Annotated in this window: 18 protein-coding genes; 1 reads left to right on the top strand and 17 read right to left on the bottom strand. The window is 38.7% G+C overall.

Annotated elements, in window-relative coordinates:
• Positions 1-15 precede the first annotated feature (15 nt).
• The 7 genes from C5L23_RS06365 to C5L23_RS06335 form a co-directional block, all read right to left on the bottom strand.
• A complete protein-coding gene (locus C5L23_RS06365) occupies positions 16-2,709 on the bottom strand; it encodes an HAD-IC family P-type ATPase (protein WP_133264460.1) in 2,694 nt (897 codons plus the stop codon).
• Positions 2,710-2,809: 100 nt separating this feature from the next.
• Entirely contained in the window at positions 2,810-3,949 is a 1,140-nt protein-coding gene (menC, locus tag C5L23_RS06360) for an o-succinylbenzoate synthase (protein ID WP_010008356.1), read from the bottom strand.
• Complete coding sequence (gene menH, locus C5L23_RS06355) at positions 3,939-4,748, bottom strand: 2-succinyl-6-hydroxy-2,4-cyclohexadiene-1-carboxylate synthase (RefSeq protein WP_133264459.1); 810 nt, start codon at positions 4,746-4,748, stop codon at positions 3,939-3,941. Before menH ends, menC begins: the two co-directional genes overlap by 11 nt.
• Positions 4,741-6,411, bottom strand: a complete 1,671-nt coding sequence (gene menD, locus C5L23_RS06350) for a 2-succinyl-5-enolpyruvyl-6-hydroxy-3-cyclohexene-1-carboxylic-acid synthase (RefSeq protein WP_010008360.1) — start codon at positions 6,409-6,411, stop codon at positions 4,741-4,743. The genes menH and menD overlap by 8 nt, the downstream gene beginning before the upstream one ends.
• Positions 6,404-7,669, bottom strand: a complete 1,266-nt coding sequence (locus C5L23_RS06345; protein ID WP_010008361.1) for an isochorismate synthase — start codon at positions 7,667-7,669, stop codon at positions 6,404-6,406. Before C5L23_RS06345 ends, menD begins: the two co-directional genes overlap by 8 nt.
• Positions 7,670-7,777: 108 nt before the next feature.
• Positions 7,778-8,602, bottom strand: coding sequence for a bifunctional hydroxymethylpyrimidine kinase/phosphomethylpyrimidine kinase (locus C5L23_RS06340; protein WP_010008362.1), 825 nt, complete (start codon positions 8,600-8,602; stop codon positions 7,778-7,780).
• Between the two features lie 17 nt (positions 8,603-8,619).
• Entirely contained in the window at positions 8,620-9,105 is a 486-nt protein-coding gene (locus C5L23_RS06335) for a hypothetical protein (protein WP_010008363.1), read from the bottom strand.
• A gap of 119 nt (positions 9,106-9,224) precedes the next feature.
• Between C5L23_RS06335 and C5L23_RS06330 the strand changes: the two genes are divergently transcribed.
• Positions 9,225-10,118 carry a YitT family protein gene (locus C5L23_RS06330; RefSeq protein ID WP_010008365.1) on the top strand — a complete coding sequence of 298 codons (894 nt, stop codon included), beginning with the start codon at positions 9,225-9,227 and terminating at the stop codon, positions 10,116-10,118.
• Between the two features lie 57 nt (positions 10,119-10,175).
• On the opposite strand, the gene topA is transcribed toward C5L23_RS06330, so the two are convergent.
• From topA to C5L23_RS06280, 10 genes are all read right to left on the bottom strand, one after another.
• The gene (gene topA / locus C5L23_RS06325; protein WP_133264458.1) at positions 10,176-12,257 is read right to left on the bottom strand and encodes a type I DNA topoisomerase; all 2,082 of its coding nucleotides are present in this window, start codon (positions 12,255-12,257) and stop codon (positions 10,176-10,178) included.
• Positions 12,258-12,323: 66 nt separating this feature from the next.
• Positions 12,324-13,205, bottom strand: coding sequence for a DNA-processing protein DprA (gene dprA, locus C5L23_RS06320; RefSeq protein WP_010008367.1), 882 nt, complete (start codon positions 13,203-13,205; stop codon positions 12,324-12,326).
• 41 nt (positions 13,206-13,246) lie between these two features.
• Positions 13,247-14,011 (bottom strand): ribonuclease HII, encoded by a 765-nt coding sequence (locus C5L23_RS06315; RefSeq protein WP_010008368.1) that lies wholly within the window; start codon positions 14,009-14,011, stop codon positions 13,247-13,249.
• Positions 14,008-14,859 (bottom strand): ribosome biogenesis GTPase YlqF, encoded by an 852-nt coding sequence (gene ylqF, locus C5L23_RS06310; RefSeq protein WP_010008369.1) that lies wholly within the window; start codon positions 14,857-14,859, stop codon positions 14,008-14,010. Before ylqF ends, C5L23_RS06315 begins: the two co-directional genes overlap by 4 nt.
• A 33-nt stretch (positions 14,860-14,892) precedes the next feature.
• Positions 14,893-15,117: a YozE family protein gene (locus C5L23_RS06305; protein WP_010008370.1), complete on the bottom strand. Its 225-nt coding sequence runs from the start codon at positions 15,115-15,117 to the stop codon at positions 14,893-14,895.
• Positions 15,114-15,716 (bottom strand): YpmS family protein, encoded by a 603-nt coding sequence (locus C5L23_RS06300; protein ID WP_010008371.1) that lies wholly within the window; start codon positions 15,714-15,716, stop codon positions 15,114-15,116. The genes C5L23_RS06305 and C5L23_RS06300 overlap by 4 nt, the downstream gene beginning before the upstream one ends.
• Positions 15,698-16,579 (bottom strand): SGNH/GDSL hydrolase family protein, encoded by an 882-nt coding sequence (locus C5L23_RS06295; protein ID WP_010008372.1) that lies wholly within the window; start codon positions 16,577-16,579, stop codon positions 15,698-15,700. Before C5L23_RS06295 ends, C5L23_RS06300 begins: the two co-directional genes overlap by 19 nt.
• A gap of 89 nt (positions 16,580-16,668) precedes the next feature.
• Positions 16,669-17,520: a DegV family protein gene (locus tag C5L23_RS06290; RefSeq protein WP_010008373.1), complete on the bottom strand. Its 852-nt coding sequence runs from the start codon at positions 17,518-17,520 to the stop codon at positions 16,669-16,671.
• Between the two features lie 15 nt (positions 17,521-17,535).
• A complete protein-coding gene (locus C5L23_RS06285) occupies positions 17,536-18,033 on the bottom strand; it encodes a dihydrofolate reductase (RefSeq protein WP_010008374.1) in 498 nt (165 codons plus the stop codon).
• Positions 18,020-19,243 (bottom strand): CCA tRNA nucleotidyltransferase, encoded by a 1,224-nt coding sequence (locus C5L23_RS06280; protein WP_133264457.1) that lies wholly within the window; start codon positions 19,241-19,243, stop codon positions 18,020-18,022. Before C5L23_RS06280 ends, C5L23_RS06285 begins: the two co-directional genes overlap by 14 nt.
• Position 19,244: the final 1 nt, after the last annotated feature.

The following is a 19,244-nucleotide window of genomic DNA, read 5'->3' as shown; positions in this document are numbered from 1 at the left end:
GCATTATTCTCCTAATTAGAATAATGCTTTTTTATTGCGCTTTAAACGCCAATATTTATCAGCTTCAGCAACAATTAATACAATAAACCCAGTAGCAATAATCAACAGCCAATGATTGAATTGTAAGGCTTGCGTTGAAAAGACTGTTTGCATAAATGGTACATAGGTTAAAATGAGCTGTAATACAATCATTATTCCAATTGCAATGAAGGCCATTGGATTACCCCATAAAGCAGAACTAAACGCTGGTGCAGATGTTCGAATATTAAATAAATAGAATATTTTACCAAAAATAATAATATTCACGGCAACAGTGCTGGCCACTTCAAAGGCAGTTCCAGACGCATTCAATGTTTCAAACGTAACTAAAGCAACCGCTGCTATAATGACACTAACATAAGTCATCTGTATCACATCATGGCGACTCATTAACTTATTGGTTGTTTTACGTGGTAGACGTTTCATAATGCCCGGTTCAGCTGGTTCGAATATAAAGGCTAACTGAATAGTGATTGCTGAAACCATATTAATCCAAAGTAATTGTGTTGGAGTTAAAGGCATCGGTTGTCGTAGTAAAATGCTCATGACAACAATCAGTCCTTCAGCAAAACTTGTCGGTAGCAAAAATAAAATAGTTTTACGTATATTATCGTAAAGTCGTCGCCCTTGCCTAATTGCAACTTTAATTGTTGAGAAATCATCATTAGCTAGTATCATGTCTGCAGAATCTTTCGCAACATCAGTACCTTTAATACCCATCGCCACACCAATATCAGCTTGTTTCAAAGCTGGTGCATCATTCACACCATCCCCAGTCATCGCCGTGACCAAACCATTGGCCTGATAAGCCTTGATGATACGTAATTTATCATATGGTGTTGTACGTGCAAATATATCACGTTGCGGTACAACATCTCTCAACTCATCATCCGATAAGCGTTCAACCTCTGAACCCGTCATTGTCTGAATGTCATCTGATAATCCCAACTGTTGCCCAATAGCTTTCGCAGTAGATGGACTATCACCGGTAATCATTTTGACACGAATGCCTGCTTGACGCATATCCGCAATTGACTGAATCACTTCAGGACGCGGTGGATCAATAATGGCAGCTAAACCAAGTAACTGAATCCCTTGTTCCGCCAGAAGTTCATGTGTAACTTCTTGTGTATTATCTGGCACATCAAGATAACCAACCGCAATAACACGCTTACCCGTTTGTGCGAAATTTTCAGAAGCATCATCCCAATACTGTCGCTTAAAGTCTTGTTGTTGTTCAGATAGCTTAAATAGCACATCTGGCGCACCCTTAATCGCAATGAAACGTTTACCCTTTTGATTTTCTACAAGACGTGCAATATAACGATAATCCGAATCAAATGGGATACGATCAATCTCTTTTAACTTTGGTTCTTTAACACCAAAGGCTTTATAATAAGCTGACAAAAATGACGCATCAGTCGGCTCACCGTTCACCACCCATTGGCCTTTATCTTCGGTTAAGAAGGTGTCATTGGCTTGTTGCCCCATCGTTAGGAACATCTCTAATTTTTCATCAGTTGTTGGATCAATGATTTGGTCCTGCCATAAAATATCGCCATTGGGCTGGTAACCGGTTCCGGTCAATTGATAATGGCGTTCATCAATCAATATATCTTGGAGCGTCATTTCATTTTTAGTTAACGTCCCAGTTTTATCAGATGCAATGATATCAACAGCACCCAGTGTCTCTGCAGCTGGTAGTGTTTTAACAATCGCTTGTTGCTTCGTCAGTTTTTGAACACCTGTGGCTAAGATAACCGACGTTGCAGCGGGCAACCCTTCAGGAATGGACCCAACAATCATCGTAATAATAGCCATAGCCAGTACTGGTAACGTATAGATATTCATAAACCAGCCTAAAGCAAACATCGCAACTGCCACAAAGATAATAAACCAAGAAATGCCCTTACCTAAATTATCTAATTCTTTTGTTAGGGGTGATTTATTCTGCGTTGCATCAGACACATTTTTAGAAATTTGGCCAATCTCGGTATGAATACCAGTCGCGACAACAATTCCAGTAGCACTACCGTTACTAACAGCCGTTGAAGCATATGCCATATTGTTTCGTTCAGCTAGTGGTGTGTCTTTTGGTAAAACCAGACTATCCTTCAAAACAGAATCGGCCTCACCAGTTAGTGTGGCTTCTTGAATTCTTAAATTATCAGTATCTAGTAATCGTAGATCTGCTGGGACGTTATCACCAGCTTCTAAATAAACTAGATCACCTGGTACCAATTCACGTGCAGGAATATAAACCCGCATGTTGTCTCGAATAACAGTAGCGTTAACAGATAGCATTTGCTTAATATTTTCAAGTGCATTAGATGCGTTCACCTCTTGAAAATATCCGATAAAGGCATTAATCACAACAACCAAACCAATAACAATCGCATCAGAATAGTGTCGCATTAACAATGTTAGCAATGCAGCAACAATCAGAATATATACAATAACGTTGTTAAATTGTCGCAAAAAAATTAACCACTTTGGTGTTGGTTTACTTGTTACCTCATTGAAGCCAAATTGCTCAATACGTTTTTGAGTTTCAGATTCCGTCAGTCCTTGCGGATAATGACCTGCTAAATCTTCTGTCACTACTTGCCATTCTTCGTTATAAAATAACGATCCAGGTTCTTCTTTATCATGATTATTTGGTGTTTGCATATATCTTTTAGACTCCTAATTATGCCCATTTTTATACCACATCAATATATGTTAATGGTAACATCAGTACTTTTTAAGTGTCAAAGAAACTGCTTTCATGCTAACTTGTAAAAACTTGTGGTGTGGCAGTGAGGTGTTGCTTTATTATCGCTTCATCAATGGTTACGCCAATACCATATTCTGTTGGCACCTTAATGTGCCCGTGGTGAATGGTCAAACGCTGATGAATAATATCTTGCTCAAAATACCGTTGGCTATCTGATATATCACCAGGAAATGCAATACCCGGTAAACTAGCTAATGCCAAATCCACTGCTCGACCCAATCCGCTACTTAACATGCCGCCAATCCAAGGCAAAACATGGTGCTGTTGGGCAAGTCTAATCGCTTCAATGGCTGTTTGGATCCCTCCTATTTTCCCTTGCTTAATCGTTAGTACATGATTAGCCGACAAAGCAATTGATGTATGAATATCATCAAGGGCGTTAATACTCTCATCCAAACTTAATTTGATATTAGACATTCTCTGAAATGTTGCATGCTGAACAAAATCATGAACACCAAAAGGTTGTTCTATAAAGTCAAGATTTGGTGCGTCTAATGGTGATAAAGATTGCGCTGATGTTAACGTGAAACTACTATTAGCATCTAAAGAAAAATGTTGCGTTTTAAATCGTGCTAAGAGCCACTTAATTTGATCAAAATCTGTTGCCTTAGCATCTACCTTGAGCTTAATACGCTCATAACCCATAGCATGTGCTTGCTTAATTTGCGTTAGTAATTGTGACGGTTCCGATAATAAGGAAATCGCAATACCAACAGGTACTCGCTGGTGTATACCGCCAATCATCTGTGCCAGTGATTTGTGCTGTAGCTTACCCAATGCATCCCACAATGCCATTTCGATACCTGCGCGTGCAAACGATCCAAATGGTGTGATTTGTTGCAAATAGCTTGTGACCGCTTTAATATCTGAAAATTGGTAAGCTTTTAATGCGGGGATGAAGTGATGAGCAAGTAAATGACGACTTAACTGTTGATTTTCAGGGGCATAGGCACAATCAGCAAAGGACTGTACTTCGCCATACCCAGTCACTGTGATCCTTGAGCTCATATCTTGAACATCAATGGCAATAATCGTTAAAGGTCGTTCCTGCGTTGTATTATGCGCTGTACGAAATGGTGCCTTTAGCATCAATGCAATCGGCCATAATGTTATTTTTGAAATTTTATAAGTCATTTAATACGCTTTCAAGAAACTGTTGTGGTCGCTCAAGATGGCAATTATGGCCAGCCTGCGCCAAACAGTATAATCGTGCATTTGGTAACAGTGCTAGCATATCAGAACCAATCTGTCGGAATTTCTGGTCTAATTCGCCAACAATAACCGTAGTAGCTACATCTAAATGAGCTAGTGACGGCCAATAATTGGCTTGTTGTCCGGTTCCCATTTGAATTAATGAAGTTGCCATATTATTTGGATTTTGGTTTAAGCGTTGTTGCCGAATCTTAACTTTCAATTGGCTGGGTAAACGCGATTGACTTGCAAATAATGGCAATTGTTCCCACTTAGAAATAAATGAAGGAAAGTCATCTAAGAGCGCGGCAGCTCGTTGTTGATCTAATTGTCGCCGTTGCTTTTGCGTTGCTATCGCTGTCAAACCTGGGGAAGCACTTTCTAATATTAATTGCCGAAGCATTTCCGGGTGCTGTAAAGCAAATCCCAAGGCTAAACGACCACCCATTGAATAGCCTAGCAAATGGACATCATCCCAACCATACCATTTCAGAATAGCTGCTATGTCTATGATTTGTTGTGACATTGTAAATCGCCTAGTATCAGTTACCGTATCTGTTGTATTAAAGCCTAAGAGATTTAACGCGATAATTTCGCCAGGCAAATCAGCTATTATCGTATCGAAATCATGATAACTTCCCATAAAGCCATGTAGTAACAACCACTGGTAATTTGTATCATCATTTTTTTGATGCCATAGGCTGTATGTATAATGATTGATTGTTAATGTCTGTTCATTCATTGAAATGTTCTCTTAGCATTTGAGTAAAGTCTTGGTGTTGTTCATAATTATCTTGTCTATTACTACTATATTCAATAATACGGGTACCAACAACCGACTGCCGTAGAATATCGCCTAGTCCTTGTGTTGTACTTATTTTTTCATACGTCAAATCATACAGCATTGCAATACGAGATAAATCTAACCCTAACGGTGTTCCAAATAACGTGTCAAAATATTCTTGTTGTTGTGCTTGTGGTAAAAATGAAAAAATACTGCCACCATTATTATTTGTCACAATAATATCTAATGGTAACTGATATTGTTTCCCCATCATTAAGCCATTCATATCATGAAAGAGCGCAATATCACCAATTAATAGTAAGCTTCTTTGTTCTTGACTAGTCGCTGCCATTCCCATTGCACTCGACACAACACCATCAATGCCATTAGCACCACGATTAGCATAAATATTATGTGTATGGCGACCAAGAAAGAAATTATCCATATCTCTAATTGGCATGCTATTAGAGACAAATATTGGTTGAGCATCATGGGTAAAGTGATCAATAGCATCAATTAAAGATAATTCACCAACATTGTGCATCAATTGATTTTGATATTTTTGATTCATTGTTTGCCATACTGTATAAAATTCTGACTGTACCGTGCTATTATTTTGAATTTGGGTCAACTGTTCCAAAAAGTTAGCCACTGCTATGGGCACAATATGTGAAGCGTGGCGTGAATGGTCATTACCAGCGTCTTCACCGACATACCAAGTGGTAACCTCATGCTTTTTCAACCATCCTAATAGTTGGCCAGCAATCGGCGTTGCACCAAAGCGAATAACAATATCTGGTAAAGCGTCATCATTTAAGATATCTGCTTTAATGAATTGATCAATTCCAGTAATAGTATGCGTATAACGCACCCGGCTTAACACATCTGCTATAACAGGAATATGATATTTTTCAGAAAAACTACGCAGTAATTCACTATAATCCTCGGACTCATTGGGTCCGCAAAGCAACAAAATCTTTTTATTCTGTAACGCTTCCAGAGTATTTTGTGGCACAATATTGGGCGCCATCGTCCACGTTAGCTGTTTAACGCGAAGCGGCGTGTCATCATTCATATCCGGCATCAAAGGTTTTCTCAATGGTAAATTAATATGAATGGGTCCTCTAGGTGCTATTTGAGCTTGATATATCAACTTCTGTACTTCGTATGCAATATATTCTGGCACATCCGGATGATTATCTTGCAGCGTGAGTTCTAAATCTTGTTTAACAAAATGGCTGAAGAGATGTGTTTGGGAGATCGTTTGTGGCGCCCCATTGTTTTGTAATTCTTGCGGTCTATCAGCGGATAACACAATTAATGGTATATGTGATACAGATGCTTCAGCAACGGCTGAAGTAAATTCAGTAATCGCTGTTCCTGAAGTGCCTAACACAACCACTGGTTTTAACGTGACTTTAGCAATACCTAAAGCAAAAAAAGCTGCTGAGCGCTCATCAACATCTACAAAAAGCGCTATTTTTTCTGATTCAGCTAATTGAGCTAACAGCAAAGCAATTGGTGTATTGCGGGAACCGGGTGACACGACGAAATGTCGAACGCCACTATGCATTAGTGCCGTAAGCAAATATTTTGTATTGATCGTTAGTGCATCAGTCATTCAACATATCCTCGATTAATTGTTGCATCGGTAAAAATTTTAAATCTGTCTCACGCCATTCCTCTTCGGCAGACGAATCTTGAAGAATCCCTGCCCCAGCAAATAATTTAGCCTGTTTTGTCTGACTATCAAAATGCATTGCGCGGATACCAACCACTAGCTCACCATCTCCTTGCAGATTAGCAATGCCCACAGGTGCTGCAAAAATCCCTCTTGGATATTTTTCATGCTGTTCAATGTATGCCAATGCTGTTGTCGTGGGCATACCACCTAAAGCGGGCGTGGGATGTAACTTGTCTACAAAATCAAAAATGGTCACTTTGGGTCGTTTAATGCCGCTAATTGGTGTATAAAGATGTTGAACTTGTTGATTTTGTAAAATAACAGGCTTATCCGGTACATTTAATGTCAAAGTTAAGTCCTTTAGCTGTTGATTAATTTGTTGGACCACGAATTGATGTTCAGCACGATTCTTAGTATCCTGCATGAGGTGCTGTGCTAATTCTTCGTCCCGATTATACTGTTGATTACGTTGGATTGTACCAGCCACTGCAGCGGTATAGATATGATGATTCACCAGTTTAACTAGCCGCTCAGGTGTTGCTGATACAAACCATTCATGATCTGATTTTAACAAAACATGATAAGTATTCGCTTGCTGCTGTTTTAACCGACTAATAATACGTGGAATGGATAAATTGCTTGCTAACTGAAGATGACGTTGACGTGCAAAAACGACTTTCTTTAACGTTGGCGTTTGTTTCAAAGTATCAATTAATTGGGTAGTCCTTTGGCGCCAATCTTGTTCATCTTGTTGTGTGAGAATACTATTTTTAATCTTTACAGATGCTGTCATTGTTCTAAATGGTGCTAACCACTGCTCATAATCAAATGTCTGACGCGTTCGACTATACTGATACCAATGCAATGACTGATTACTATCTATGTGTACCACGAGTTTTGGTAGAAACCATCGTCCCTGCATTAGACCATGAGATGGTTTTTGATCCGAAAATTGTTGCGCACCAAAAATCCAAGTGTGTGCAACATCTAATGATGACAATGCTTGATACCATTGCTTAAAATTCTTCTGGCCTGTTCCTTTTATCCATGTATCTAATTCACCATATGCTAACCACATATGACCATCTTGTGTAGATTCAAAATAAGCACCAACATCATAAGCTGCCAAAGCCTGAAGCAACCATTGTAATTCATCATCTTTTATTTTCTTACAGCCACTATTAACTGTGATCATTATTTTATTACTCCATTGCTACACATCAATATGAATAAAAAACAGTAGCTATACGGCCCACTGTTTTCCAACTACTCGTCTATACGAGTAGATTATAATTAATGATATTCAACGATTCGTCCTACTATCATGGCAATACCGATTAGCGCCGGGCCAAACTGTCCCCACTGGTAATGTTTGGTTAAGTGTTATCCCTTGCTTAATGGCATGATAGACAAATTCTTTAGCATTAGTTATTGCTTCTTGTGCATTGGCCCCAATGGCATAATTTGCTGTAATACTAGCAGCAAATGTACAACCCGCACCATTATTACAAAGCAGTGATTGTTTAATTTTGTCTTGACTCAAAATGAAGTACCGATTATCTTCATCAAGTACCACATCAACAGCATCATGCCCAGCTAAGCGGTTACCACCTTTAATCACTATTGTTTGCCCAGCAACACTTTTAATCTGTTGGGCTGCATGTTTCATGTCGTCCAGCGTTTCGATGCTCTGATCTGCCAAAAGTTCTGCTTCAATTAAGTTAGGCGTAACGACTGTTGCTAACGGTACTAATTGTTCTCGAATAGCGCGCAATAAGCCCTGCATCTCAGTCCGATTTGTTTCTTTAAAAACCATGACTGGATCTAAAATAATCGGTATTGTCACATGTTTTAGTCGTTGCGCTATTAATTCAATCGCTTCAATATTAGGTACAAAGCCAATTTTGATAGCCGCAATGTCCGATAAGACCAATACTGAAGATAGTTGTTGTGATAATACATTTAGTGGTACAACATGAATATCAACAGCATCATCAATCACCGTCACAATGCTAGTAATAATACTCAATCCAAACAACCCATATTCGTTAAATGTCGCCAAATCGGCTTGTAAGCCACCACCAGATAAAGAATCAGAACCAGCTATTGTGAGTACTTTTTTAGGCAAAATAAAAACCTCCTGGTTTATTTTGCAACAAAACTAATGCTACTGCCATTATCATTAACTGACACAACTTTAGCATTACTGTCATTGGATTCAATGCGCCAAGAGTAATAACGACCATTAGCTTTAGCCCATTCAATCGCTTCTGAAATAGACTTTCCCACTAGGGCTTGTGAATCACCCGTTGTTTTAGAAGAGCTTGAACTACTTTGGCTAGAGGAAGAACTACTGCTACTTTGAGAAGACTCAGAACTGCTACTTGATGACTCTGTATCCTGATCAGAAGTAGATCCGTTACCAGATGAATCGATTGTTTCATTTATAACTTTTGAATTTGAATTTTTTGCAGCAATCGGCGTTGACGGACTCGAAGAATGGGTAAACATATAATAAGAGAACCCAGCAAGCCCAATAATTAGCATGGCAACGAGTGCAAAGAACGTATTGCGTACGGGGTGAGACTTTTTTCGTCTACGAGAACGTTGTAATTGGTTATCTTTTGTCATAATACCATCCTTTATCACTATATTATACCAAAATACAAAAAGCAAAAACGACTCTAATAAAACGTACGAGTATTACAATTAATTTGGTACAATATGACTATTATTTTTGAGGTGAAAATATGAAAGCAAAACAAGATATAGAAGATTTACGTGTTATTGATTTTATTATGATTATTGTCGGAACAGCACTATATGCTTGGGGTCTAGTTAATATTAATATTCCAAATCAACTTGCCGAAGGTGGCATATCTGGTGTCACTTTAATATTATATGCACTTTTTAAGTTTAACCCTGCTTACACGACAATTATTCTCAATATTCCAATTTTATTACTGGGCTTTAAATTACTTGGCAAACGCTCCCTCATCTATACATTGTTAGGTATTTTATCTCTGTCGAGCTGGCTTTGGTTTTGGCAAAAAGTACCAATGCCACCTATGCTCAATAACGATATGCTAATTGCCGGATTGCTTGCAGGTATTGCAGCGGGTGTTGGCTTAGGTATTGTTTTTCGTTTTGGTGGTACATCTGGTGGTACCGATGTGATTGCGCGTATTGTAGAACAACGATTGGGTATTCCAATTGGTAAAACAATGTTCTTTTTGGATGCCATCGTTTTAATTGCTTCACTCATTTATATTGATATCTTACATATGATGTATACGCTGATTGCCTCATTTGTCTTTGCACAATTTCTTAATATTATGGAACAAGGTGCTTATCCTGCACGAACGTGTATTATTTTCACAAATTATCCAGAAGAAATCGCGCACGCAATTATGGAACAATTAGAACGTGGTACAAGTCTATTAAAGTCCGAAGGCGGTTACACGCATCGTGAGCAACGTGTTGTCTACGCTGTTATTGCACCATCAGAGGTCCAAACCATGCGACGTATCATTGAAGAAGTTGATCCAAAAGCATTTGTTTCTATTATTAATACACAAGAGCAACATGGTGAAGGCTTTAGTTATCTTCGACCTCGAAAGAAATACTTTTCTTTTTCAAAATAATATTGTAGTTATTAAAAAGTTTCCTGTCCTCATACATATGAACAGGAAACTTTTTATTTACTTTTCTTGTGTATCAGATGTATCAGCTGGCGTTTCATCTTTAGGTGTTGTGCCATCTGGTAAAGTTTTTTCTGTTGGCTTATCCCAAGTCACAAAATCGCAATCTGGATATCGGGAACAACCGTAAAATGTTCGGCCACGCTTTGTTTTACGCTGGATAATTTGTCCCTTATGACATTTAGGACATACCAGCCCGATTTCTTGAACAATCGCTTTAGTATTACGGCAATCTGGAAAACGGGAACAGGCATGGAACTTGCCATAACGTCCCATTTTAACAACCATTGGCGCACCACAAATTTCACAATCCATACCCGCCAATTCATCATGCATAATAATTTTTTCAAGAGATGATTCAGCCTTTTTGACTTCCTTATCAAACGGTTGAAAGAATGAATCAATCACGGGCACCCATTGTTTTCGTCCCTCTTCTACTTCGTCCAACTCATGTTCAACATCAGCAGTAAACTTCATATTCGTTACATCAGGGAAATTATCTTCAACAATGGTTTGAACAATTTCACCTAGTTCAGTTGGTACAAATTTACGGGCATCAATACGTACATAATTACGACGCTGTATCGTGTCTAAAGTTGGCGCATAGGTTGATGGACGACCAACGCCATTTTCTTCTAGTGCTTTAATTAAAGTCGCTTCAGAATAACGAGCAGGTGGCTGCGTGAAGTGTTGCTCCGGATTAATATTAGCCAGATTGGTTTTATCACCAACTGCTAGTTCTGGTAATTGGTTGTGCTTTTCTTTAGCCGCTGGGTAAGCTTTAGTAAATCCAGCAAACTTTGTCTTTGAACCATTGGCACGGAAAATAATGCCATTTTGCTCAATTGTGACAGCCATTGTATCCAAGACTTCAGGCGTCATTTGACTCGCTACAAATCGTGACCATATCAAAGAATAGAGTTTGAACTGATCTGGCGTTAGTTTATCTTTAATCGATTGTGGTGTATGCGCAACACTAGTAGGACGAATGGCTTCATGAGCATCTTGTGCGCCTTCTTGCAATTTACCCTGTACCGGTTTTGTTGCAGCGTATTCTGCGCCCCATTCTTCATGAATATAATGTGCTGCTTCATTCTTAGCAATACTTGAAATTCGTGTCGAATCGGTACGCATATAAGTAATTAGCCCAACTTGGCCAATGCCTTTACCTAAGTTAATGCCCTCATACAACTGCTGTGCTGCCATCATCGTTTTACGCGTTTTAAAGTTTAACTGCGTATTAGCCGTTTGTTGCATTGTAGATGTGGTAAATGGTGGTTGTGGCTTTCGACGACGTTCCTTGGCAACGACATTCGTCACATCAAAATCAGCATTTCGGTCTAACTTTTGCAGTACCTGTTGCACGGCTTCATTATCAGGAAGGGGTTGCTTTTTATCATCAAATCCATAAAAACTAGCTTTAAACTTACTACGCTGTTTTTTAAATTCAGAATCTAACGTCCAATACTCTTCCGGTTGGAAAGCTTGAATTTCGCGTTCACGTGCAATGATTAACCCTAGTGCAACAGACTGTACACGTCCTGCAGACAATCCACGCTTAACCGTCTTCCATAGGATAGGTGATATTGAATAACCCACTAGCCGATCCAAAATGCGTCGCGCTTGTTGCGCATCCACTAGATTTTGATTGATATTTCGTGGTGTTTTAAAGGCGTTTTTGACCGTATCTTTAGTAATTTCATTAAATACAACACGATTGGACTGTTCTGGATCTAAGCCTAGAATATGTTGTAAATGCCAAGCAATGGCTTCACCCTCACGATCCGGATCGGAAGCTAAATATACTGACTTAGCAGCTTTAGCTTCCTTACGCAATCCCTTAATCACCTCTCCTTTACCACGAATATTAATATATTTTGGTTCGTAGTCATTTTCCACATCAACACCTAATGTTGACTTTGGTAAATCTCTTACGTGACCTAGACTTGCAATAACTTTATAATTTCGCCCCAAATATTTTTCAATTGTCTTGGCCTTTGACGGGCTTTCAACAATAACAAGATTTTTTTTAACTTTACTCGTTTTTCTTTTTTTAGTAGCTTTCTTTTTAGTTTCTACCAATTCAGTATGCCTCAAATTTTATTTCTACATTTTTAATATAGATTACAAGATATCATATATAGCATATCAAATGCTATCAAAAATTTGTATACTTTCTAAGATATCCTTTGATTTTACCACTGGCTTAGCACCTAAAGCTAATAATTCATTCGTTCCTTGACTGTTTTCCGCAAAAATTGGGCCCGGAATAGTCAATACTTCGCGGTTGTTTTGCAATGCACTGTTAGCTGTAATTAGGCTGCCAGATTTTATTTTGGCTTCCACAACCAATGTCACACTAGAAAGTCCAGCAATAATACGATTCCGTGCAGGAAAATGGCTACGATACGGGCCACATCCTGGTGCATATTCACTAAGTACCAAGCCACTGCGCGCAATTTGCGACTGTAATTGTCGATTACTTGCAGGATAGAATTGATCAATTCCTGTGCCAATCACAGCAATCGGCACACCACCGCGACGTAAAGTAATTTGATGTGCCATGGTATCAATGCCCTTGGCTAAGCCAGATATTACAGCAGTTCCTGAATGTACAACATCTGGTAATAAATGCTGCAATGCCTGATAGCCATAGTTAGTAGCCGTTCGCGTTCCTACAATCGCTAAATTCGGTAATTTAAGCGCTGCCAAGTGTCCTTGATAGAAAAGAATTAGGGGTGGCTCAAAAATTTCGCGTAATTGTATAGGATAGGCTTCATCAAAATAAGTGATGTAATCAACATCTATGGGGAATATATTTTGGTTTAACTGCTGTTGATAGGCGTAGGTTATATTTTGTGCCTGTTTACTATTAGGATTGATTTGTAAAATCTGACATAATGCATACACGGACCAAGGATAACGTTTAGGTGCTTGGTCATGAGTTATTGCAGCAATAATTTTTGCTTCCGCTGCTGAACCGATCCCTTTTGTTAAATGGAGCATTAATAAAAAATGATTGCGTTGCATGATTTTCCCTCTCAGATATCATACGAACCACAATCACAAAACTATATCATATTCTTAATTGGCGCAAATGTCTTACGATGAAGCGGTGTAATACCGTATTCTTCAATTGCTACTAGGTGTTCTTTAGTGCCGTACCCTGCATTGTGTTGAAAGCCGTAAGCAGGATACCTTTTACCATATTCTGCCATGAGACGATCACGCGTTACCTTGGCAATAATACTTGCTGCCCCAATCGAATTACTACGCGCATCACCTTTAATCAAAGATTCTTGGGGTAAATCAAGGTCAAGTTGCATCGCATCAATGAGCAGACCATCAACCGGAATACTTAACTGTTGAACAGCTTGAGTCATTGCCAGCCGAGCAGCCTGATAAATATTAATAGCATCAATTGTCTCAGCATCAACTTGCCCAATACCAATCGCCAATGCCTCAGCCATAATCACATCATATAAACGATCACGTTTGTCCGCGCTTAACTGTTTCGAATCAATCACGTCAACTTGGTTAAAATCATGTGGTAGAATAACTGCCGCACTAACGACTGGACCGGCTAATGGGCCACGACCCACTTCATCAATCCCAGCGACATTCACGAGTCCTTTAGCCCAATACTGTTTCTCAATATCAAAACGCTTTTGAAATGCCACTTGCTTCAGTGCATATTGTTTTTGGCGTTTATGCCAGCTTGAAACAGCTGTTTGCACACCTTTTCTTGTATCCTGCGACCACTCTGCTAAACGTTGATCTGTTGGATCATTGATGAATTTAAGCTGTTGTTTAATTTCACTAATTGATTCGCTCATGACTGCGCCTCAATTAAATCTAAAGTAAAAGTACCCAGCTTACCCTTTCTTAAGTCATTTAGAATACGTTCACTCGCTCTATCGTAATCATCTTTAAATCCAAGCTTTTGTGTAATCAGCAGTAATACATCAACATCGCTCTGGTCAAAAGCATTATCTGGCAAATGATATCGTGCAATAATGCGTTCAGGATAGTAATCCCGATAAAATTTAAGCAGAAACAATGCCGCATCATCTTTAGCAAAAATAGTACTTTTGACAGCACCTGTTAATGATAATCTTAAGCCAATAGCTTGATCTTCAAATTTTGGCCACAAAACGCCAGGCGAATCCAATAATTCAAGCTTGGTTGAGGTTTTTAGCCAAGCTATCTTTTTTGTAACACCCGGTCGATCAGCAGTTGGTGCCACATTCTTTTTAATGAGATGATTAAGTAACGTCGACTTACCAACGTTAGGGATACCAGCAATGAGTGCTCGAATAGGCTGATCAACGATGCCTTTTTCTAGCTGTGCTGTTTTCTTAGCTTTTAACGCCTCTCTTGCAGCTTTCGTGACAAGTTGAGGTGTTTTAGGGTCACGCGTATCCAACACCAGTACTGTGTAGCCTTGCATCTCAAAATGTTTTTTCCAAAGTCGTGTCTGTTCAGGATCAGCTAAATCTGCCTTGGTCATGATTAATAATCTTGGCTTTTTACCAATTAACTTATCCACTTCAGGATTACGTGAACTTTCTGGAATACGCGCATCTACTAACTCAAAAACAATATCAACTAATTTTAGATTTTCTCGCATTAAGCGAAAGGCTTTGGCCATATGTCCAGGGAACCATTGTATTATTTGTGCCATAAAGATCTCCTTATTACCTTAACGCCAATGTGTTTATCGATTCGCCTGGAATTCTTGCCACGCTTCATCGAATATTGTCATACTAACTAAGTATGTTGCAGTTTCTTCTAAATACTTTGATAATTCATCAAAGTCGGTACTCTGCTTTGGAAAATCACTATCTAAAAATGCATGATTTGCAAATTCTTGAATTTCATTGGCTGACACAACATTTCTTTGTGTCATCAACCACTGATAGAATGAACGTTGATGATTCATTTAGCTACCCCTCCCTCAAATACAAATTGATCATGTTGAATATCAATGACTTTCGCTCTAAATGCCATATCTTGGACAACGGGTAATTTTGACATATTGATAAAAATTTGCTGCTTGTTTGGTTGAATTGTCACGTATTTCGGCGCATCATAACTTGCTTTAACATAACTCAAAACCGTTTTAGTGGGTAGTGGCAAGCGACCGATGGCTAATTTCTTAGTTTTCAAAATAATATTTCCGTTTTTGGTGACTTCAGGATCAAAGGTCATCCCCATATCTAATTTTTGCCCGAGCATATTTAGTGAACCATAAAGCATAATATGGTCATCGATACGAAAATGATACCCTTCCGGTGCTGATTCATTGAGATAGTGCGCAGCTAAAGCATTAATTTGTTGTTTGTTTAAGGTAACATCAAAAGTTGCCTGACTGCTCTGTAATTTAGAAGCAGTATCGGTAAGCTTGGTAGGTTTATTAGCCATAATCATAGCAAAACTAAAACTGACTACAAGCACTACAACCAATGCCCAAAAAGCCCAAAACCATTTAGATTTTTGCTTTTGAGTTATTGCGGTTCGCTTTAACGCTGATTGATCCATACTATTTCCTTTTGTTTTATTCTTTGCAACAATTGACGCGTCATATAATCATATCCACGACTATTAGGATGATAATGATCATCATCACTAATATAATCATTATGTACATCAGAGTGTGTATCACTTAATAATGTTTGCATGGAAATTGCTGATGTATTGGTCAATTCTTTTCGCAATTTTGATGTTGTATATTGTCCATATGTTAAATCAAAGATATCAACATAATATGCTTTTTTAACTTGTCGCGTGGATTGCTGATTAATATTATTATACAACTTAACATCTTGATTTAAATCTGCCCGATTCGCAAAATAAACATAAACTGGATTATAATTACCAAAAATAAAGATTGGTGCATCGGCATTAAATGATCGCACAGTAGTGAACAATTGTTGAAGATGGCGAGTATATGTTTTTGTCGATGAATTTACCGAAGCAGTTAATGCTTGTGGCGTCTTGACGGTTGCATTTTTCAATAATACTTGTTGTAAATCGTTACCACCGACAGTCAACACAATTATATTTGACTGACTAATTTTACGTTGAATATTCTTTTGTGCTAGCACTCGTGATCTAATTTGATCTGAACGATCTCCTGCTTTACCAAAATTAGTTGTCTTAACCGGTAAATGGTAATGAGATTTCAACTCCCTGGTAATTCTACCAGAATAACCTTGCTCATGTTGTTGATCACCGACACCTTCAGTCAGTGAATCACCAATTGTAAGCAAGTTTATTTTTGTTATTTTATGTGGTGGTTCAGCTGGCTTAACATACTGCCATAAATAAAAGGTTCCAGTACCTACAATGCTAATCGCAATGAGGCTATAAATAATATACTTTAGATAATGTTTTAAACGCATCCTATACTTACGCTCCTGTTACTATAGTCAGCAAAGCATTATTATACAATAAAAAACGACCAGAGGTGGTCGTTTTAAGATAACTGAATTCAACGTGCACGATAAATAATGGCTAACGCACCAGCACCTGTATGTGTTGAAACAATAGGCGTTGTTACTTGCGTTACAATCGGTGTCTCAGGAAAAAGTGTTTGCAAGCGTGCCGCCATCTTTTCAGCTACTTCTGGTATGCCGGCATGAGAGATACCAATACTCATAACTTCTGAATATGCTTTCATACCATCAATAACGCTGTCATGAAACTTGGCAATGGCTTTCATCCCTCTACCCTTTGCCAGTACTTCGACTGCACCTTCTTTGTCAACACCAGCGCCAACCTTAATATTCAGTAAATTACCAATCATACCTTGTGTTTTACTCAGGCGACCACCGGCTACCATATTATTCAATGACGTAAAGCTCAAGAAAATATGTGTTTGATTCCTGACTTCCAGTAACTTATCCAAAATTTCAGTCATGGTTGCACCTTTTGCTACCATTTTAGCAGCTTCGATGACCATAAAAGCCTGTCCGCGGTCTGTTGATAATGTATCAAAGGTAGTAACTTTAGCGTTAGTCAGAGCGGCAGCTTGTTCGGCAGCATGAATGGTACCCGATAGACGTGATGATAAATGTAAACTCAAAATTTCATCATCCGGATACTGCTGTGCTATCTCATCATACACCGCCGTGAACTTACCAATTGCTGGTTGGGATGTTTGCGGCAAGCTTTGGCTAGTTGCCATTTTTTCCAAAAACTCGTTGGGTTGAATTGTTATACCATCTTCATAAACAGTACCATCTATTTGAACTGACAAAGGTACAATATAAATACCATATGTTTTTACTTCTTCCGCCGTTAACGCCACAGAAGAATCAGTCACAATTTTAATGTTTGACATAGATACCCTCTAATTTCACTTCTTTAAATAATGTTCTACAATAAATGCATAATCATTATTGTCATTTTTTTCATAATTTTTTTGAGATTGTAGCGTGAAGTCATCACGATTAATATCATCGACAAACGTATCACCGTTAATCGTTGCCTGAACACGCGTGATGACTAATTCATCAGCAAAAGGCATAAATAGCTTAAAGATTTCAGCGCCACCAATAATGGCCATATCTTGATCACATTGTTTAAACAATTGAATGACCTCATCAACACTATGTACCACCTTAACCGATTCATGTCCTGATTGCCATGTTTCCTGACGTGTCAAAACAACATTCGTGCGTTTAGGTAGTGGTCTGCCAATACTGTCCCATGTTGCACGTCCCATAACAGTCAGTGTATTAAGTGTTTCTGCTTTAAACAATTTAAGATCATCAGCTATATGCCAAGGAATTGTGCCATCTTTACCAATAGCATGTTGTTGATCTTCAGCCCAAACCATTTTAATTTTGTTCATCACGCCATCTCCTTGCATAGTTCATTAATACTTGTCGATCATTGATTAGTTCACCAGTCACAACTTGTTCTGTTATTCTTCTTAACATTTGACCTAATTGTGGACCAGCCGGCACAATGTGATGTGCCATTAAGTCCTGACCATTAATCGTTAATTCATTGGCATGCTTAATAGGTAAATCGGATAATATTTTTTTAACCTCGCCTATTACAGCAGAACGAATCGGTAGCAAGGCTAAGACCTCTAACAATGTGTCTTGATAGTCAGCAACCTGGAATAGATCCCACGCCTTAATTATACCCGCTTGAATATGATATACAACAGGGACAATAGCTGTGGTTGTACGCATAATTGTACGGCTCAACTTCCATTCACGTAATAACGTGTTAACCTCATGACTATTCTCACCAGATTTCACTGCCAAATAGCTCCATATGCCCGCTATTGTGACAGGTTGGTTTTCAAGTAAATCATGACGTATATCCTGCCATATTGACAAGCGCCAATGGCGCATATTGCTAGGTAGATAGTTGAATAACTGATGCGTTATCCCAAGCTCTATAGCATGTGCTGCGTTTTTTCCCATCATGAGTTTTTCAAACTCAACCTGAATGCGTTCGACAGCAATCTTTTCCAAATTAGGCACCAACGTTGCCAAGGCATGACACGTTTGTTCTTCGATGGTAAAACCTAATTGTGCACTGAAACGTAATGCACGCATCATACGCAAGGCATCTTCACCAAAACGTTCTGTAGGATCACCAACTGCACGAATAATTCCGGCGTTAAGGTCATTTAGCCCATCAAAAAGATCAATCACTTCACCTTCTCTAGTCATTGCAAGCGCATTAATCGTAAAATCCCGGCGCTTTAAATCCTCTGATAAGCTTCTAACAAAGCGTACATGATCAGGTCGCCTAAAATCGGTATACCCTGATTCTGTTCTAAAAGTGGTGATTTCATAACCCTCACCATGATCTAATATCATGACTGTGCCATGCTGAATACCTGTATCTACGGTATGCGTAAAAATACGTTTTACTTCTTCTGGAAAGGCACTTGTTGCGATATCAACATCATGAATCGGCTGTCCTAACAACGTATCTCGAACAGATCCACCAACAAAATAAGCTTCAAAGTGCGCCTCATTCAGCTTTTTTAAAATCGGACTTGCAATCAAAAATTCCGATGGTATTTTTTTAATTTTCATA

Source organism: Leuconostoc fallax, from assembly GCF_004354645.1.
In the GTDB taxonomy this organism is placed as follows: Bacteria; Bacillota; Bacilli; order Lactobacillales; family Lactobacillaceae; genus Leuconostoc_B; species Leuconostoc_B fallax.
This window is presented reverse-complemented; position numbering and strand designations above follow the sequence as displayed.

What these genes read in the sequence shown, in the direction of transcription:
- C5L23_RS06365 (WP_133264460.1), bottom strand. Translation starts at nt 2,709, where the DNA reads ATGCAAACACCAAATAATCATGATAAAGAAGAACCTGGATCGTTATTT.
- menC (WP_010008356.1), bottom strand. Translation starts at nt 3,949, where the DNA reads ATGACTTATAAAATTTCAAAAATAACATTATGGCCGATTGCATTGATG.
- menH (WP_133264459.1), bottom strand. Translation starts at nt 4,748, where the DNA reads ATGAATGAACAGACATTAACAATCAATCATTATACATACAGCCTATGG.
- menD (WP_010008360.1), bottom strand. Translation starts at nt 6,411, where the DNA reads ATGACTGATGCACTAACGATCAATACAAAATATTTGCTTACGGCACTA.
- C5L23_RS06345 (WP_010008361.1), bottom strand. Translation starts at nt 7,669, where the DNA reads ATGATCACAGTTAATAGTGGCTGTAAGAAAATAAAAGATGATGAATTA.
- C5L23_RS06335 (WP_010008363.1), bottom strand. Translation starts at nt 9,105, where the DNA reads ATGACAAAAGATAACCAATTACAACGTTCTCGTAGACGAAAAAAGTCT.
- C5L23_RS06330 (WP_010008365.1), top strand. Translation starts at nt 9,225, where the DNA reads ATGAAAGCAAAACAAGATATAGAAGATTTACGTGTTATTGATTTTATT.
- dprA (WP_010008367.1), bottom strand. Translation starts at nt 13,205, where the DNA reads ATGCAACGCAATCATTTTTTATTAATGCTCCATTTAACAAAAGGGATC.
- C5L23_RS06315 (WP_010008368.1), bottom strand. Translation starts at nt 14,011, where the DNA reads ATGAGCGAATCAATTAGTGAAATTAAACAACAGCTTAAATTCATCAAT.
- ylqF (WP_010008369.1), bottom strand. Translation starts at nt 14,859, where the DNA reads ATGGCACAAATAATACAATGGTTCCCTGGACATATGGCCAAAGCCTTT.
- C5L23_RS06305 (WP_010008370.1), bottom strand. Translation starts at nt 15,117, where the DNA reads ATGAATCATCAACGTTCATTCTATCAGTGGTTGATGACACAAAGAAAT.
- C5L23_RS06300 (WP_010008371.1), bottom strand. Translation starts at nt 15,716, where the DNA reads ATGGATCAATCAGCGTTAAAGCGAACCGCAATAACTCAAAAGCAAAAA.
- C5L23_RS06295 (WP_010008372.1), bottom strand. Translation starts at nt 16,579, where the DNA reads ATGCGTTTAAAACATTATCTAAAGTATATTATTTATAGCCTCATTGCG.
- C5L23_RS06290 (WP_010008373.1), bottom strand. Translation starts at nt 17,520, where the DNA reads ATGTCAAACATTAAAATTGTGACTGATTCTTCTGTGGCGTTAACGGCG.
- C5L23_RS06285 (WP_010008374.1), bottom strand. Translation starts at nt 18,033, where the DNA reads ATGAACAAAATTAAAATGGTTTGGGCTGAAGATCAACAACATGCTATT.
- C5L23_RS06280 (WP_133264457.1), bottom strand. Translation starts at nt 19,243, where the DNA reads ATGAAAATTAAAAAAATACCATCGGAATTTTTGATTGCAAGTCCGATT.